The sequence below is a fragment of the Aquimonas sp. genome (assembly GCF_044377145.1).
Classification (GTDB): Bacteria; Pseudomonadota; Gammaproteobacteria; order Xanthomonadales; family Xanthomonadaceae; genus Aquimonas.
Genome location: NZ_JBILJQ010000067.1, coordinates 13,361 through 29,848, shown reverse-complemented (window position 1 = coordinate 29,848; position 16,488 = coordinate 13,361). Strand labels below are relative to the sequence as shown.

Genomic DNA, 16,488 nt, shown 5'->3' with positions numbered 1-16,488 from the left:
TCCGCAAGAAACTTCTCGCGACGCGTCTGCTTCTTCTTCGCGGTGTAGGCCAGGGAGTCGAAGGTGGTCTGCTTCATCGGCTGAACATTCTGCGGGCGGTGGACTATGGTAGCTGTCGGGGCGGATAGATCAGAGCTTCCTTAGGGGATGGGCGGAAGAACAGGCGACAGGCGCCGAGCTAAGTCTTCAGCAATAGGTTCAGATTCAGCTCAGGCATGGAAATGAGCAACTCGGTGCTACAAAGCTAGACTTGACCCCGCTCGTGCGTTCCTACGATGTGCCGGAGTACAGATTCTCGCCATTGAATCAGATACGACAAGCATCCTATAAGAGTTAGCTCCGAGCTTCCGTTCAAATCGGCTAGCAGATCTGACAATGGGTACTGGGCAGAGTCCCTGCGATGGAGCACATTGTCTATCGTTTTTTGCGAATCAGCTTTAAGCTTATCCAACCAAATATGCCATTCCGGCTCATGCTTCCAGTAATTCGCAGCAGCATGAATTAGCTCGGCAATAGGTTCGCCTGAAGAACTTCGAGGACCGAGCAATCTTGCCTCAACGGGTTTTATATCAACATCCCTAAGCACATCAAACATATATCGCTGCATTATGCAGAAACCCAGCCCGATTAGGTACTCACCTTTGTCACACAGAGGGCCAACGCCCCAAACATCGGATTCAGAAATCTGTCGACTGATTTTCAAGATGGAAGAGTCGATTGGCGCTAAAACCTCTTCAATGTAAGAAAACTCTACATCTATAAACTCCATATCATTTCCTCTTTTTTAAACCATGACCCCTGTTTTGCACCAAAACGTAAACCCTTTAAATTCAGAATCAGCTCGGGCACGAGCCCGACGGCAGATCGATGCAACAAACTAGACTTGGTCTCCTTCCTCAATGCCCGCAAGGGTAGAGAGCCTGTGTTCAAGCGAACCGGCAAGCTGGATGAAGTAAAGAATTGCCTCAGGAGAAGGGCTGAACTCATCCGAATGATTTGCCCGATTTCGCAGCCCCCTAAGTTTGCTGAAGCGCTGAAACTCGTCTGGCGTAACTAGCCTGAGCTCCATTAGCGCCGTCTGCAACTGGAGTGGAGTTGCCATGTCGGGCGGGGGCGAGCCAGCATGATTGAGAACGGCACTCCTCGCAGCTCTTTCCACAGATTGCCATGCCTCGATCACCGCGGCGCGCGGGCTGATCTCTGCCAACTTGTAGAGTCGGGCAGCGCCGGACTCAAGCGTATTGGGCACGGAAGAAGGCAGAGCGGTGATCTCAGCCTCGGAACTGAGCTCCTCAACACTTCGCTCAAACTCCGCCTCAACCGGTCCGGCTTTGAGCTTTCGGAGCAATGGAACGAGACCGACCACCTGCTTCCTCAACACCAAGATGGTACTGATCAGGGCGATTGGCCACGCGAAGGACTCTGCAAGGGATGCTACGAACGAGAGAATATCCAATGAAGGCTCCCACCTGCGTTAAGCCGAGCCCCGAAGCGCTGTCAGCTTGAATGAAGGGTTGAACGTCACTCGGCGACAAGCCTTCTGATCTTTTCGACAATTTCCGAATAATCTGGACCAGCTGAAGCAAAGCGCTCGGTCAGCAATTTGTCGTTCTGCTCTCCAGGGTCGAGCACGCTTTCGATCAACTGACCGACTGGCGTACCACGCTTAAAGAGGCGCACCGGCTCATGCTGATAGGTCGGCAGCTCCACAGGAACATGACCCAGCCCTATACCAGCGAGCTCTTGGCTGATTGCAGAACGCACGTTCACACCCAACTTCTGGGCACCATGTGCGTCTCGGAGCGTCTCCATTGTGAAGGTCCTCACGTTGCCAGCCTTTTCAACCTGAGCCTTAATCTGATCCCACGACATAGATTTCTCCTTGATTTGTTCACGACGATCATCATCAACCCTTTACGCCTATCCGAGACCGATGAAACTGGTTGACGCCGAATGCGCGAAATTTGAGGCCAGATCAATCGCGCAACGGCTGATTTGATCGGCTTGAGTTATGGGCAGCATGCAAAAGCATACTTAGGGCAGGCGCCTGGCCAGCGCCAGAAGTAGAATTTTTACCACCTCTTTCTCGGGAAAGCCTCAAAGGATGAAGCAGGCCCAACCGATGACAACCAAGATGGCTGGTGTGTTGCTGGGGTGATGAACACCCTTTTCCTCATGCGCTTATCCTCCTTTGCGCGTTGACTTGCGCTCCTTCTTGCTGGAGTGACGTTGAACACAGGGACCCTGACCCGCACTAACGTGTGCCCTAAGTGCCCTCGAAACCTCCCTTCTGTGGCCAAGCCGATGCAAACAGCAGATGGACGTCCAACCCGACGCCGGACACCCGTTCCCGCTCCGGAACACGTATCCATTCAAGTGGTTGCACCATTGGCCTCGCACTGCCTCACTGCACAGTCCAAGAAAATCACGCCAACCCATCCCGAAACTCTGGCGACGCTACCCCATCCCACGCCCGCAATCAATCCCGAAGTGCACTCGAACCCAACCCCCAACACAAAAGGCCCGCTTTCGCGGGCCCTTTGCTTTCCATCCGACGTACCTCAGTTACTCAACGCAGGCCTGAACTCGATCCTTACCACTTCTCCCGCCTGCGAGGCTGCCGGGTCGAGTACCAGTGGCTTGTAGTCGTTCACCAGCCAGCGCGGCAGTTGGCTGATGTAGCCGGGGCCGCCGATTTTTCCGTCCTGGCCGCCGGGCATGATTTGCAGCAGGGTCGGTGGGTCGGTCATTTCGCCGATGAAGCGGCGTACGGGGCCGCTGCCGAACATGAAGCCATTCACCGTGTTGGAACGCACGCCGTGGGCGGAGGCGTCGACCACTTCGTAGCCGCCGGGGCGGGCGACGCCGGGCAGTGCCGGGCTCAGGTTCTGGAACGGGTAGGCATTGCTGCCCGGCAGGTTGAAGGGGCCGCCCAGCGGGTGGTCGAACACGATGCGGTGCAGCTTGCCCCAGCGGTAGTCGAGCAGGTTGCTGCTGTTGTTGAAGGCCGGCTTGAATTCATCGCTGGCCAGCAGGTTCAGGCCCGAGCGCAGGCTGGTGAGCAGGACGCAGTCGCGGCGATTGGCGGCCGATTCTGCGGCTGCCGAGGTCGGCACGCCCTGGAAGAAGTCCAGCCCGGATGCGCCGCGGCCCTGGCGGGTGGCGAAGGTGTCCAGCAGGTGCTTGACCGCGGTGTAGGCCTCGTTATTGCCCGGGGTGAAGTTGCCGAGCCCGACGCGAGCCAGGGTGCTGTCGATGACGTTGCGCACCAGCTGGCCGCGGAAGATCGCCCACACCGTGGCGGCGGCTGAGTTGCGGATCTGCGCATCGCTGGGCTCCGGCAGGGAGAGCGGGTTGTCGCCGCGGTCGTAGCCTTCGCGAATGCCGGTGGGCGCTGAGTAGTCCCAGCGGCGCAGCAGGTTGATGGCGTCGGCCAATTGCGTATCGCGGGCCAGGGTGGCGCTGCAGCCGGTACCGCCGCTGGCGGAGCGCTCGAAGGCTGAAAGCAGATGCGGCAGCACCAGTTCGGCATCCAGGTACTGGGTGTTGGCCTGCAGGGCTTTCATGTCTTCGACGGTGACGCCGCCGCGGGCGATCAGGCGCTGCACTTCGCGGTCGATCCGGCCCATGCGGTAGCTGGAATAGCCGGGCGCCAGGTAGTAGATGCCGCCGCCCGGGCGCTGGGTGTTCAGCACGTTGTTGTCGAGCGTATTGCCGACCGGGTCGTTATTGGCATTGGCGATGTAACCGCGGGCCGGGTTGACGGATTGCGGCATTTCGGCCGGCGACAGCACCTCATAGGGCACGGACTGCGCGGTGTAGGTATTCTGCCGCGGCAGCCACTCATTGCCGCCCTGGCCGTTGCGGATCAGATACGGCGGCACGCCGGTGACGGTATTGCGCTGCAGGTCTTCGCGGATGGGCGCCTCGGCGGTAGAGAAGTAGGCGATGTTGCCCAGCTTGTCGGCATAGGCGAAGTTCTGCGAGCCGACATCGAAGTACTGCACGGCGGCCTGGAACTGAGCCAGGTTGGTCGAGCGGTTGACGCGGCTGAAGGCTTCCAGCTCATTGGACGCGCCCCAGCCGGTGTAGGCCACCGAGATGCCGGTATTGCCGGTAATGCTCAGCACCGGGCCGTGATTGCGGCGCGGCACCAGCACGGTGATGCCGCCATTGGTGTAGCCGATCGAGTTGTTGCGGCTGACGTTATCCGCCACGCCATCGCCGATGGCATTGACGAAGAAGCTCTGGAACACCCACAGCACCGGCTCGGGCGTGCCCTGGTAGATCGTGTGCGTCGGCAGGCCGTAGCTGTTGAGGATGAAGCGCTCGCTGTAGGTGTCGGTGACATCCAGCGGGTTGGTGGTCAGGCCCCAGCACAGGTGGCTGTTGCAGCCGAGGATCGGCACCGGCGTGCCGGTGGCGATGGCACCGACGGTGTTCATCGGCGTCGGGTAGCGCGGGTCGTTCGAGATCACGTGGCCTTCGTGGAACAGCACCGGGGTGTCGAGGCCCAGGTGCGGGTCGTTGGCCAGAATGGGTTTGCCGGAGGCAGTGTGCTGGCCGCCGACAATCCACCAGTTGGAGCCGGCGCGGTTTTCGCGGCGCGACATCTGCGGGGCGATCACCGGGTTGTCGCGCACGCGCTCGACGTAGTTCTGCGCGGCCTGCATCAGGTCGGCCGAGACCATCGGCACGGCGTTGGCATCGAAACCCTCACCCGACTTGGGCGCTGCACTGCCCTCGCCTGCCGCCGCTTGTGCGGCGAGGAAGCCGGGCACGCTGATGCGATCGTCGCCGGGCTGGTTGCGGTGGGTGTCCTCGAAGAACAGCGCGGCGCCATTGAAGCCGGCAGCAGCACCGGCCTGCTGGTAGGCGCCCAGGCGCACGGTGAAGTCGATATCCAAGTCAAACGACAGCTGGAAGGCCAGCAGCTTGCCGATCACCATCGAATCGACCGGCGACCACGGATCGGCCGAGGTCAGCTCCAGCGCGCGGTGTTCTGCCGGCACGGGGTTGGCTTTCAGCCAGGCGTTGACGCCATCGGAATAGAACTTCAGCTGGCCGCGCAGCTCGGGCGAGGCCTTGCCCCAGGCGGCCCAGGCGGCGCGCCGCAGGCCGAGGGTGCGCAGTTCGACATCGCGCGCCAGCACGCTGGGGCCGACCAGTTCAGCCAAGGTGCCGCTGGCGGTGCGGCGCAGCAGGTCCATCTGGAAGAACCGGTCGCGGGCGTGGGCGTAGCCCATCAGCCAGGCGGCGTCTTCATCGGTGGCGGCGGTAACGGTGGGCACGCCTTCGGCGTCGTAGGAAATGCTGCCATTGGCTTTCAGGCCGGGGGCCGGCAAGGCTTGGGCGGAGACCAGCCCGGACCCGAAACTCAACGCAATGGCGGCTGCAAGCACGGCAACACCGCGCCCAGCTCGATTGATTTGGAACATGCGATTCCTCCCTGGTTTGTGGCGCAGTCGCGAAGCGCTGCGCTCGAATGCTGCTTTGTGTGACCGAGGTCACTCGCGAGTATGCATACGCCGACGGATGGCGGCCAAGGGCGTGCGCAGCATGTAGGGATGGCGCGCGGCTCACACGTCCGATTACGGCGAGCCCGGCTGAGTCGAAGCGGCAACACTGGCGTTCCCGACCAGAACCCTTGAAGCCATGCACAACGCAAGCGAACCCGCCATCCTCTATTTCGGCACGCCCGTCGTGGTGATCAGCACAGTGAACGACGATGGCGGCGCCAATCTCGCACCGATGTCATCGGCGTTCTGGCTCGGCTGGCGTTGCGTGCTCGGCCTGAGTGCTGGGTCGCAGACGGCGCGCAACCTGCAGCGATCGCGGCAGTGCGTGCTGAATCTGCCGTCGCAGGCGCAGGTGTCGCAGGTCGATCGGCTCGCACTGACGACCGGCGCTGATCCGGTGCCGCCGGCCAAGGCGGCGCGCGGCTACCGGCATGTGCGCGACAAGTTCGCGCTGAGTGGGTTCACGCCTGAGGCGTCGCAGGCAGTCGCTGCGCCACGCGTGCGCGAATGCCCGGTGCAGCTTGAGGCGCTGGTCGAGTCGGTCCACGGCATTGCCGACGGCGATGCGGACCTGCGCGGCCGCCTGCTGAACATCGAGGTGCGTATCGTGCGGGTGCACCTGCACCCATCCATCGTGATGGACGGCCTGCCGAATCGCGTCGACCCCGACAAGTGGCGCCCCTTGATCATGAGCTATCAGAAGTTCTACGGCCTGAGTGCGCAACAGCTGCACCCCTCAGCGCTCTCAAGCATCGAGGAATCGATGTACCGGAGCCCCGATGTGGATCGGGCACGACACACAGCCCGCGAGCTGGACGCCGCCATCGGCACGTGAACCTGTAGGCCCGCCGCCGGGCGGTCAGATCAGTCGAGTTCAGCCAAGGCAGCGGCGATGGCTTCGGCCGCATCCGGCGTGATGCCGTACATGCGCGCGCCGCCGCCGACCGGTGGATGGTGGCGCTCGGATTCGCCGAAGGCGGCGATCTGGCGCTGCAGGTAGGCCGCCTGTTGGCCGGCGATGCGTGGAATGCTGCCGCCGCCGCGGAAGTCGCTGCCGTGGCAGCTGGCACAGTCGAAGGCGTCGAGCTGCTCGCGGCCGATGTCAGCACGCGGCTGCGGCGCGCTGGATGCCGCACGCCACGGCCGCGCGGCCAGCGCATCCGCCATCGCTGACAGGCTGGCTGCCTCCAGCCCGGCGCTGAGCGCGTTCATTGGAAAGCCCTCGCGGTGACGCTGCTGGAAGCGCTGCAGCTGGGCGCGCAGGTAGTCGGCGTGCTGGCCTTCGATCACCGGCACCGCGCCGCGATCCTGCTGCGGGCGGTGGCAGTCGAGGCAGGCGGTTTCGACATCGGGCGCTGTGCTGGACCAGACGGGCGCGGCCGCGATCAGCAGGCCGCACAGAAGCGCAAGCGTGACGGGACGCGGGCGGGCGTTGCGGGTCTTTTGCATGGGTCTGCTCCTGATGAGAATGGCGAGGAATCTGCGCACAGGGTGAGCTGTGCCCGAGAACGAAATCCGCGTGCCTGCAGTCCAGCACAAACATGTGCGGCATGAGAATTGCTGCAGGCAGTGCAAATGGTCGAGCCGGGGCTTTCGTGTTCTTGCCGCAACACTTTAAATCTGCAGCTGCAGTGTGCGCGCGGGCGGGCCGGATGTTCAGCCTTGCGCTCGCTGGCCTGCTCGGCTGCGCCCAGGCCGCCGAACCCCGCTATCTGGGACTTGAGGCCTATGGCCATGAGTCAGGACTATCGCAGCTGTCGGTCACCTCGCTGGTCGAGGATGAGCTTGGCTTTCTGTGGATCGGCACCCAGGACGGCTTGAACCGGTTCGACGGCCATCACTTCGAAGTGCAGCGCTTCCGCCCGGATCAACCCGAGCGCCTGCTGAGCAGCAGCATCGATCTGCTGGCGCTGGATGAGCGCGAGCGGCTGTGGATCGGCAGCAACGACGCCGGGCTTGAGGTGGTCGACCTGCGCACCCGGGCGCGCGTTCGCTACGGTGTAGCGACACTCGGCCACTCGCAGATGCTCGGCATCGCGCCAACGCTCGGCGGGCCGATTTTTGTTGCCTTGCCGAACGCTTTGCTGGCGATCCCGGCTGACTTGGGTGCGGCGCAGTCGATCAGCCCGATCGAACATCTGGTCGCGCTGAAGACCGACCGGCTTGGTCGCGCCATTGCTCTGAGCGCCACCTGTCGCCTGCACCTGATCGAGCTGACTGCAGCCACCTTGCTATGGGATGGCAGCTCCGAAGGGAGGACGTGCATGGCCTTTGCGTCGGCGCGCGAGGGCTACTGGGTGGCCGACCTGGCCGGCGGTCTGTTCGAGATCGACCTGCACGGGCAGCAGCGCGCCCAGGTCTCGGTGGCCAACGAACTCAGCACGCGCGCCCACGTCAGCACGCTGGAAGCCGGCCACGACAACGCGCTGTGGGTCGGCCTGAGCGATGGGCGGCTGCTGGCGGTACGGCCGGCATCGGCTGAGTCTGCCGTGCAGGCCATCGAGCTGTCGCCTGCGCCGAATTCTGCGATCACCCTGCTGCATGAAGACCCTGCCGGCGTGCTGTGGCTGGGCACATACACCGATGGCCTGTTCCGCGCGCGCAGCCAGGCGCCTGCGGTTCGGCGCGAGCTGGCGCCGGACCCGCAGCGCGCCGGCCTGAAACCCAGCGTGCGTTCGTTCGCGCAGCGTGGCGAGACCCGCCTGATCGGCTTCGATCTCGGCCTGCTGAAGATCGACGCCAAGGCCGAGCCGCGGGCGGTTACGGCTGTGAACGGCATGTCCGTGCGCGCGATTGCCGAAGGTGACGATGCCGGCTGGTGGCTCGGCACTCAGCAGGGCCTGCATTGGCTGGCCGCCGATGACAGCACTCAGCTGATCGAGGGCACCGAGAGCTGGCGCATCACCGCGCTGCGGCGCGAGCCCGATCGGCTGTGGGTGGCGACGCGCGCCGGCCTGAAACAGTTCGCCCTGCCGACAATGCAGGCCTTGCCGGTGCCCGAAGCGCTGCGCGACGTCTTCTTGACCTCGCTCGAACGCGATGCGCGCGGGCGGCTGTGGATCGGCAGCAACGACAGCGGCGTGTTCGTGCTGGACACCGAAGAAAGCGTGCAGCAACTGAGCACCGCGGCCGGCCTCGTCAACTCCTCGGTGTGGGCGCTGCGTGCGGATGCCGCCGGCATGTGGGTCGGCAGCTTCTCCGGCGGGCTGCATCACCTCGACTTCGACGGCCGGCTGAGCACCACCTTCGGCGAGCGCGATGGCCTGTCGAGCTCGGTGATCTACGGCATCCTGCTCGACGCCCGTGGGCGGCTATGGTTGAGCACCAATGACGGCATCAACCTGGTCGACCCGGCGAGCCGGCGGATCCAGGTGCTGCGCCCCGGCGATGGCCTGAGCAATGTCGAGTTCAACGCCGGCGCCGCCTATCTCGATCCGGACATGCGGCTGTGGTTCGGCGGCACCGCGGGCGTGGACGTGATCGAGCCCTGGCAGCGCGAGGCCAAGGTGCCGATGGCGCGGCCCGTCATCGCCGGCCTGCGCCTGCTCGGGGCCAATGGCAGCGACCGCAGCCTGCTGGCCACCGCCGGCATCGATATCGGCCGCGCCGAACGGCTGGAGCTGAAGTACGGCGACACCGCGCTGGTGCTGCAGCTGTCGGCGATCGAGCCGACCGCACCGGCCTCGGCGCGCCTGCGCTATCGCCTGCACGGCATCGACACCGATTGGATCGACTTGCCCCGTGCCCAGCTGGAGCTGACCTATGCGCACCTTCCGCCCGGCAGCTATCGGCTGGAAGTGAAGGCCGCTGGACGCGGTGCCGAGTTCGGCGCCTCGCGCTCGCTGTAGATCCGGGTGTCGCCGCCGCCCTAGCAGCATCCGCTGGCCTATGCCGGCTATGTCGTGGGCATGCTGCTGTTGGTCGGCCTGGCCGCACTGCGGGTACGCGGGCGGATTGCTCGCGAACGCCGTCAGATCGAGCGGCTCAACGCGACCGTCGACCAGCGCACTGCCGAGCTTGAAACCGCCAACCAGCTGCTGGTCTCAAGCAATGCGAGACTGGAGCAGGCCAACCGCATCGACCCCTTGACCCAGGTCGCCAACCGGCGCGAGCTGCAGCTGTGGCTGCAGGAGCTGGCACCGCAGATCCAGCGCGAACTCGGCGTACGCAGCGGCACCGGCACCGGCACCGGGCTTACGTTCTTCATGATCGATGTCGACGATTTCAAACGCGTCAACGACAGCCTGGGCCACCAGAGCGGCGACGAAGTACTGGTGCAGTTCGCGCAGCGCCTGCGCGAGCTGTGCCGGGTGCAGGACCGGCTGGTGCGCTGGGGCGGCGAAGAATTTCTGCTGGCGGTGCGCGACCTCGGCCCCGACGGCGCCGCGGCACTCGCTGAGCGCATCCGCCAGGCGATCGCGCATTCGCCGCTGGTTCTGCGCAGCGGGCGCCTGATCGAAATCACCTGTTCGATCGGCTACGCGCCCTGGCCGCTGACAAGCACCTGGCTGGGCCTCGGCGACTGGGAGCAAAGCGTGAACCTGGCCGACCAGGCGCTGTATCGGGCCAAAAGGGACGGCAAGAACTCCTGGGTCGGCCTGAACGTACCGGGCGATGTCGAACGCGGCGTGCTGATGCAGCTGCTCGCGAGCACGCAGCTGGAGGATTGGCCGAGTCAGGGGCTGCGGGTGCAACGCTCGGTGGCGCGTAGCTAGGGCGGGAATCGGGAATCGGGAATCGGGAATCGGGATTTTGAAGCCGCTGCGTCCAGACCCAGCGGTGCAGTCACGCCGCTCGCCGCGCACACGCCTTGGTGTTAGTGAGCCTCCGGATTCACATAGGGTGGGTCTTGACCCACCGCTGCGCGACGCTCGCCGCTGTCCTCGAAACCACGGCCAACACTTCGCCGCACGTAAGCGGTGGGTCAAGACCCACCCTATGGCAGCTGCGGATTTGGGTGCGGCGCCCGAAGCATCCGAAACACGGGCGCTTGATGTCGGGCGAGCTCGTCGCGGCTGTCCCGGTCCACAAGGGCGCAAGCGCCGTGACCCGGTCCGGGCTCACCGAAACCATACGAGTATCTTGCCGAGGATCAGGCCGGGCCAAACACCGATAATGGGCGATGCTCAGCGCCCCGCCCGCTCGTTCTGTCGCTGTCGATGTGTCCTCCGGTTCGTCTGCTCCGCGCTGGCGCCGCGCGCGCAGGTTCGGGCGGCGGGCGCTGCTCGGCACCTTGGTGTTGGCAGCCCTGCTGTTGCTGCTGGACTGGATCTTCCCGCCGCCGCTGCCGGATGTCTCCGCTGGCGCTGCGACCATTGTTCTGGCGCGCGACGGTCGCCCTCTGCGTGCGTTTGCCGATGCGCGCGGGGTGTGGCGCTACCCGATCGAAGTCGACGCGGTTTCGCCGCGCTACATCGAGGCACTGCTGACCTACGAGGATCGCTGGTTCTGGCAGCACCCCGGCGTCAACCCGCTGGCCGTGCTGCGCGCTGCGGCCCAGGCGGTGGGCGCGGGCCGCACCGTCTCAGGCGCTTCGACCCTGACCATGCAGGTCGCGCGCCTGATCGAACCGCAGCCGCCGGGCATGCTGGGAAAGTTTCGTCAGGCGTTGCGCGCGCTGCAGCTGGAGTGGCGACTCGACAAAGCCGAGATTCTGCAGCTGTATCTGAACTACGCACCTTTCGGAGGCCCGATCCAGGGCGTTGAAGCCGCTGCCTGGGCCTACCTCGGCAAGTCCGCGGCGCAGCTCTCGCAGGCCGAGGCCGCACTGCTGGCGGTGCTGCCGCAGTCACCGAGCCGGCTGCGGCCCGATCGCCATCCCGAACGTGCACGTGCAGCGCGCGACAAGGTACTGCAGCGGCTGCAGGATTTCGAGGTGTGGTCGGCAGCTGATGTCACCGCGGCGCGGCAGGAGAACGTGATCGCGCGCAGTCTGGCGATTCCGCAGTCCGCCGCACTGCTGGCCGAGCGTCTTCGCCAGGCCTACCCGCAGCAGCGCAGCATCCGCAGCAGCATCGATGCCGAGCTGCAGCAGCGGCTGGAAGCCCAGCTCGGCGCCTGGGTGGAACGCCTGCCGCCGCGCACCTCGGCCGCACTGCTGCTGGTCGACAACGCCAGCCTGGAAGCGCGCGTGTACATCGGCAGCGCGCGCTTCGGCGGGGCCGAGCGCTTCGGCCATCTCGACATGGTGCAGGCCTGGCGTTCGCCGGGCTCGACGCTGAAGCCGCTGCTGTACGGCCTGGCCCTGGATGCCGGGCTGATCCACTCCGGCAGCTTGCTGGTGGATGCGCCGCAAGACTTCGACGGCTACCGGCCGGAGAACTTCGACGACCGCTTTCGTGGCCCGGTCAGCGCGACCTCGGCACTGCAGCAATCGCTGAACGTGCCGGCGGTGGCCCTGCTGCAGGCGCTGGGCTCGGCGCGCTTTGCGGCGCGCCTGCAGCACGGTGGGCTGCCGCTGCGGATGCCGGCCGGCGCGCGCCCGAACCTGAGCATGATCCTCGGCGGCACCGAGGTGCGACTGGAGGATCTGGTCGCCGGCTTCTCCGCCCTGCAGCGGCAGGGCCGCAGTGCGCGGCTGCGCCTGCGCAGCGAAGACCCGCTCGATGAGCGCGCACTGCTGTCGCCGGGCGCGGCCTGGATCGTCAGCGAAATGCTCAGCACTGCCCCGCGGCCAGGCGAGGCCGAAGGTCGCTACGCGCGCGCTGGCGGCAGCAGCATGGCGTTCAAGACCGGCACCAGCTACGGCTTCCGCGACAGCTGGGCGCTGGGCGCGACCCCGGCAGTGACCCTCGGCGTGTGGATCGGGCGCCCGGACGGCACGCCGCTGCCTGGACAGTTCGGCGCCGTCACTGCCCTGCCCCTGCTGCTGGCGATTGCCGACAGCCTGCCGGCCGAGTACCGCCGCGCCGCTGCGCCACGGCCGGCCTCGGTGACGGCATTCACCGCCTGCTGGCCGCTGGGCACGGATGTTCAGGCGAGTGACGAAAGCCTTTGCCATCGCCGGCTGCCGGCATTCGCGCTGGATGGCAGCGTGCCGCTGAGCTTCGCGCCGGCCGGCGAAGCACAGGCGCCGCACGTGCTCAGCCTGCGCGTCGATGCGCGCAGCGGTCTGCAGCGCAGCGGTGACTGCCGCGCGGCCGCTGAACAGACCATCAGTCTGGCGCTGTGGCCGCGGCTGGCATCGCCCTGGTTGAGCGCCGACGAACGCCGCCGCGGCAGTCCGCCGGCCTTGTCGCCGGACTGCAGATCGAACGCCGTGCCGGCGGCCGATCTGCAGATCATCGGCGCGCGCGAGGGCAGCCGAATCCGTCGCCCGAGCGGCAGCCGCACGCCACCGCGACTTCAGCTGCGTGCGGCCGGCGCCAGCGGTGAAGTGAGCTGGCTGCTCAACGGCCGCCTGCTCGGGCGCCTGCCCGCGCAGCAGGCGCTGCAGCATGAGTTCGACAGTGCCGGACCACAGGACATCGTCGCGATCGACGGCAGCGCACGTTACGGCCGCCTGCAGATCGAGGTGCTGCCCGCGGGCAGCGAATGAGCGCCATCGCACTGTCGCGTGACGGTCACAGAGGCGTCATCTGCAGGCCGCAGGCTCGCGGCGCCCCCGTTACGTGAGAGCCACATGCCCGTGTCGATCCCGCGCCCCGCCGAGCACAGCCGTCTGGAGGCGACCCCGATCCGACTGCGCGATCGCCTCGACCAGCGCATCTTCAACGTCATCTACGGTCGCAGCCTGGTCTACAACGCCTGCTGGGAAGATCCGGCAGTCGATCGTCAGGCGCTGGAACTGCAGCCGCATCACAGCGTACTGGTGATCACCAGCGCCGGCTGCAACGCGCTCGACTACGCCTTGGCCGGTGCCGGCCGCGTGCACTGCGTCGATGCCAACCCACGCCAGAACGCCCTGCTGGAGCTGAAGCTGGCGGCCGCACGCGGGCTCGACTACGAGGACTATTTCGGCTTCTTCGGTAACGGTTTCCACCCGCGCGCTGGCGAGCTCTATCTGCAGCGCCTGCGTCCGCAGCTGGGCGAGTTCGCACGTGACTACTGGGACCGCCACTGGCGCTGGTTCTGCAGCCCGCGCGGCAGCTTCTACTTCCACGGCCTGTCGGGCCTGGCGGCGCGCGGCTTCGGCACCTTCCTCAAGCTTCAGCCGCGGCTGCGCGAAGGATTCGAAGCCCTGTTCAAGGCGCAGTCGCTGCAGGAGCAGCGCGACATCTACGCCGCACAGATCGCACCGCGGCTGTGGAGCAAGCCGTTCAACTGGGTGCTGTCGCGCCAGTTCGTGATGAACCTGCTCGGCGTGCCCTACCCGCAGCGCAAGCTGGTCGAGGCCCAGCACCCCGGCCGCATCGCAGGTTTCATTCGCGAGGCGCTGGAGTACGTGATCTGCGAGCTCCCGCTGTCCAGCAACTATTTCTGGCGGGTGTATTTCAGCGGCCGCTACAGCACCGACTGCTGCCCGCAATACCTGCGCCCCGAAGGCCATGCCGAGCTGCGCGCCGGCGGCGCCGACAAGATCGATCTGCACACCTGCACCGTGACCGACTTCCTGCAGGCCCACGACCGCCCGATCGATCGCTTCGTGCTGCTCGATCACATGGACTGGATGAGCAGCTACTACCCGGAAGCATTGGTCGAGGAGTGGGATGCGATTCTGCAGCGCGCGGCGCCGAATGCCCGCATTCTGCTGCGCAGTGCGCAGGCGCAGCCGGACTATCTCGATCGCATCCAGGTCGGCCCGCAGCGCAAGCGCCTGCGCGAGCAGCTGACCTTCCAGGAAGCACTCGCGGCGCGGCTGCAGCTGCAGGACCGCGTCCACACCTATCCCGGCTTCGTGATCGCCGACTGGCCCGCCCATGCGCAGGCTTGAAGCCCTGCGTGCCGACGCCGGCATCCTGCGCCAGATGCTACGCGGCATGCCAAAACAGGGTGACCACGCCGAACGCCTGGCCGGCTTCTATGCGACCCAGGCCGCCGACTACGACCGCTTTCGCGAACGCCTGCTGCCGGGCCGTGCGGAACTGATCGCGTCGCTGCAGCTGCCGCCCGGCGCCCGCGTGATCGAACTCGGCGGCGGCACCGGCCGCAATCTGGAGTTCTTTCCGGCCGCCCGTCGTGACGACATCGAGTTCGAACTGGTGGACCTGTGCACGCCCCTGCTGGATATCGCCCGTCAACGCACCCGCGGCTGGCCGCAGGTGCGAATCACCCAGGCCGACGCCACCACCTATCGCCCGCAGGCGCCGGTCGACTGCGTGCTGATCGCCTATGCCCTGAGCATGATCCCGGACTGGCGCGCGGCCGTGAGCAATGCACTCGCGATCTTGAAGCCCGGCGGCCAGCTGGCCGTGGTCGACTTCTATGTCGGCGCCGATCGACCTGGAACGGGCCTGACTCAGCACGGCGCGATCACGCGCCATTTCTGGCCGCGCTGGTTCGCCCACGACGGAGTGCGATTGGGGCCAGAGACGCCTCAGCACCTGCTGCAGCTGATGCCTTCCCACCAGCTTTGGGAAGGACGGGCCAGCCTGCCCTATCTGCCGCTGCTGCGCGTGCCGTACTTCCGGTTTGTGGGGCGCAAGAGCGACTGATCACCCCATGTCCGCGAGTCAGCCGGTTGCGCACAACTGCACGCGCACTCGGCTTCAGGCTTCGAATACCTGAAGTTGGGAGGGCTCGTCGTAGCTCTCTCAGCGCTACGGGCAGGCCCACGACCACAGCCAGCACTTCGGCCTTGTGCCCCACCCCAGGCGTGCTCGCCTTGGGCGAAGCCCACCATTTTCGCCATCGGAATTCGACTGGCGGTGTACAGCGCGGTGGCCTATTGATCCGGCCAGCTGATGTTTGAAGTGCGAGGCCTTCACGCACCACGCTTCAGCAGCGCGTTGAGCTGAGGATGTTAAATCTTCTTCGTACCGGATCAATAGGGTGGGTCTTGACCCACCGCGGCGTGGTGTCCGCCACAGCGCTTCGCGCTGTCAGGGGTGCCGGACCGAGGTGGAAACCGGGAGCCGGTGGGTCAAGACCCACCCTATTCAGACCTTTCGCCACCGCAAGCCAGCGTCTCCATATGGCCGCGGCGGACGTCGAACGCACCGCGCACCGCCCCTGTTGATCCGGCCGGCTGAAGCTTGAAGCGCGAGGCTTTCACGAGGCGCGCGTCAACCGGCGCGCTGTGCCGAAAGCGTTCAATCGTCATCGTGCCGGATCAATAGGTGGCGTAGCGATCATCACACGCGCTGATCAAGGCCGCGCCACCGGCGTCGCCTTGTCGCTTTCAATGCGCCCGTCCACCAACTCGATCAAGCGGTCGCAGCGGGCGGCAAGGCGGGGGTCGTGGGTAACGATCAGAAAGGTGGTGCCGCCGCTGCTCACTTCACGCAGCAGGTCGAACACGCTGTTGGCCGACTGGGTTTCGAGGTTGCCGGTGGGTTCGTCGGCCAGCACCAGCGCAGGCTGCATCACCAGCGCGCGGGCAATGGCCACTCGCTGCTGCTGGCCGCCCGACAGGTCGTTGGCCAGGTGGTGGCCCCAGGGCTTCAAGCCGACCTTGTCGATCAGTTGCTCGGCCCGCGTCCGCATGGCCGCATCGGGCCGACCGCGCGCGGCCAACAGCGGCAGCATGACGTTCTCCACCGCGGTGAACGCCGGCAGCAGGTTGTGGAACTGAAACACAAAGCCGATCGCCTTGGCACGCAGCTGGGTCAGGTCCTTGTCGGCCAGGCCCTCGGCTTCTTGGCCGATCAGGAAAATCTTGCCGCTGCTGGGCTTGTCCAGCAGCCCGATGAGGTTGAGCAGCGTGCTCTTGCCCGAGCCCGAGGGCCCGATCAAGGCCGCGAACTCACCGCGTGCCAGGCTCAGGTCTACGCCGTGCAGAACCTCGGTCTCGTGCGCGGTGCCGGTGCCGTAGGACTTGCGAATGCCCTCCAGCCGCAGCGTGGGCTCGCCGGTCGCGGGGGGCTGCACC

The 16,488-nt window shown here is 65.8% G+C and carries 12 protein-coding genes; 6 read left to right on the top strand and 6 right to left on the bottom strand.

Annotated elements, in window-relative coordinates; all coding sequences use genetic code 11:
- Window positions 1-877 precede the first annotated feature (877 nt).
- The 3 genes from ACIQ7H_RS17405 to ACIQ7H_RS17395 form a co-directional block, all read right to left on the bottom strand.
- A complete protein-coding gene (locus tag ACIQ7H_RS17405) occupies window positions 878-1,456 on the bottom strand; it encodes a hypothetical protein (RefSeq protein ID WP_395793838.1) in 579 nt (192 codons plus the stop codon).
- Window positions 1,457-1,521: 65 nt separating this feature from the next.
- Entirely contained in the window at window positions 1,522-1,872 is a 351-nt protein-coding gene (locus tag ACIQ7H_RS17400; protein ID WP_395793836.1) for a hypothetical protein, read from the bottom strand.
- A 689-nt stretch (window positions 1,873-2,561) separates the two neighbouring features.
- Window positions 2,562-5,438, bottom strand: coding sequence for a penicillin acylase family protein (locus ACIQ7H_RS17395; protein ID WP_395793834.1), 2,877 nt, complete (start codon window positions 5,436-5,438; stop codon window positions 2,562-2,564).
- 217 nt (window positions 5,439-5,655) lie between these two features.
- On the opposite strand from ACIQ7H_RS17395, the gene ACIQ7H_RS17390 reads away from it, so the two are divergent.
- Window positions 5,656-6,354, top strand: coding sequence for a flavin reductase family protein (locus ACIQ7H_RS17390; RefSeq protein ID WP_395793832.1), 699 nt, complete (start codon window positions 5,656-5,658; stop codon window positions 6,352-6,354).
- 29 nt (window positions 6,355-6,383) lie between these two features.
- Here the strand turns inward: ACIQ7H_RS17390 and ACIQ7H_RS17385 are convergent, their stop codons facing one another.
- Window positions 6,384-6,968 carry a c-type cytochrome gene (locus ACIQ7H_RS17385; RefSeq protein WP_395793830.1) on the bottom strand — a complete coding sequence of 195 codons (585 nt, stop codon included), beginning with the start codon at window positions 6,966-6,968 and terminating at the stop codon, window positions 6,384-6,386.
- A gap of 203 nt (window positions 6,969-7,171) precedes the next feature.
- On the opposite strand from ACIQ7H_RS17385, the gene ACIQ7H_RS17380 reads away from it, so the two are divergent.
- The 5 genes from ACIQ7H_RS17380 (at window position 7,172) to ACIQ7H_RS17360 (ending at window position 15,112) form a co-directional block, all read left to right on the top strand.
- Window positions 7,172-9,367: a two-component regulator propeller domain-containing protein gene (locus tag ACIQ7H_RS17380; protein WP_395793828.1), complete on the top strand. Its 2,196-nt coding sequence runs from the start codon at window positions 7,172-7,174 to the stop codon at window positions 9,365-9,367.
- A 60-nt stretch (window positions 9,368-9,427) separates the two neighbouring features.
- The gene (locus ACIQ7H_RS17375; protein WP_395793842.1) at window positions 9,428-10,234 is read left to right on the top strand and encodes a GGDEF domain-containing protein; all 807 of its coding nucleotides are present in this window, start codon (window positions 9,428-9,430) and stop codon (window positions 10,232-10,234) included.
- A gap of 407 nt (window positions 10,235-10,641) precedes the next feature.
- Window positions 10,642-13,056 carry a penicillin-binding protein 1C gene (pbpC, locus tag ACIQ7H_RS17370; RefSeq protein ID WP_395793826.1) on the top strand — a complete coding sequence of 805 codons (2,415 nt, stop codon included), beginning with the start codon at window positions 10,642-10,644 and terminating at the stop codon, window positions 13,054-13,056.
- Between the two features lie 84 nt (window positions 13,057-13,140).
- Complete coding sequence (locus ACIQ7H_RS17365; RefSeq protein ID WP_395793824.1) at window positions 13,141-14,391, top strand: DUF3419 family protein; 1,251 nt, start codon at window positions 13,141-13,143, stop codon at window positions 14,389-14,391.
- Window positions 14,378-15,112 carry a class I SAM-dependent methyltransferase gene (locus tag ACIQ7H_RS17360; RefSeq protein WP_395793822.1) on the top strand — a complete coding sequence of 245 codons (735 nt, stop codon included), beginning with the start codon at window positions 14,378-14,380 and terminating at the stop codon, window positions 15,110-15,112. Before ACIQ7H_RS17365 ends, ACIQ7H_RS17360 begins: the two co-directional genes overlap by 14 nt.
- 440 nt (window positions 15,113-15,552) lie before the next feature.
- On the opposite strand, the gene ACIQ7H_RS17355 is transcribed toward ACIQ7H_RS17360, so the two are convergent.
- Window positions 15,553-15,720 carry a hypothetical protein gene (locus ACIQ7H_RS17355; RefSeq protein WP_395793820.1) on the bottom strand — a complete coding sequence of 56 codons (168 nt, stop codon included), beginning with the start codon at window positions 15,718-15,720 and terminating at the stop codon, window positions 15,553-15,555.
- Between the two features lie 44 nt (window positions 15,721-15,764).
- Window positions 15,765-16,487 (bottom strand): ABC transporter ATP-binding protein, encoded by a 723-nt coding sequence (locus ACIQ7H_RS17350; protein ID WP_395793818.1) that lies wholly within the window; start codon window positions 16,485-16,487, stop codon window positions 15,765-15,767.
- Between the last annotated feature and the right edge of the window lies 1 nt (window position 16,488).

Excerpts from the sequence above, each read along its gene's own strand:
- ACIQ7H_RS17400 (WP_395793836.1), bottom strand. The coding sequence starts at position 1,872 with ATGTCGTGGGATCAGATTAAGGCTCAGGTTGAAAAGGCTGGCAACGTG.
- ACIQ7H_RS17395 (WP_395793834.1), bottom strand. The coding sequence starts at position 5,438 with ATGTTCCAAATCAATCGAGCTGGGCGCGGTGTTGCCGTGCTTGCAGCC.
- ACIQ7H_RS17390 (WP_395793832.1), top strand. The coding sequence starts at position 5,656 with ATGCACAACGCAAGCGAACCCGCCATCCTCTATTTCGGCACGCCCGTC.
- ACIQ7H_RS17385 (WP_395793830.1), bottom strand. The coding sequence starts at position 6,968 with ATGCAAAAGACCCGCAACGCCCGCCCGCGTCCCGTCACGCTTGCGCTT.
- ACIQ7H_RS17380 (WP_395793828.1), top strand. The coding sequence starts at position 7,172 with ATGTTCAGCCTTGCGCTCGCTGGCCTGCTCGGCTGCGCCCAGGCCGCC.
- ACIQ7H_RS17375 (WP_395793842.1), top strand. The coding sequence starts at position 9,428 with ATGCTGCTGTTGGTCGGCCTGGCCGCACTGCGGGTACGCGGGCGGATT.
- pbpC (WP_395793826.1), top strand. The coding sequence starts at position 10,642 with ATGCTCAGCGCCCCGCCCGCTCGTTCTGTCGCTGTCGATGTGTCCTCC.
- ACIQ7H_RS17365 (WP_395793824.1), top strand. The coding sequence starts at position 13,141 with ATGCCCGTGTCGATCCCGCGCCCCGCCGAGCACAGCCGTCTGGAGGCG.
- ACIQ7H_RS17360 (WP_395793822.1), top strand. The coding sequence starts at position 14,378 with ATGCGCAGGCTTGAAGCCCTGCGTGCCGACGCCGGCATCCTGCGCCAG.
- ACIQ7H_RS17355 (WP_395793820.1), bottom strand. The coding sequence starts at position 15,720 with ATGACGATTGAACGCTTTCGGCACAGCGCGCCGGTTGACGCGCGCCTC.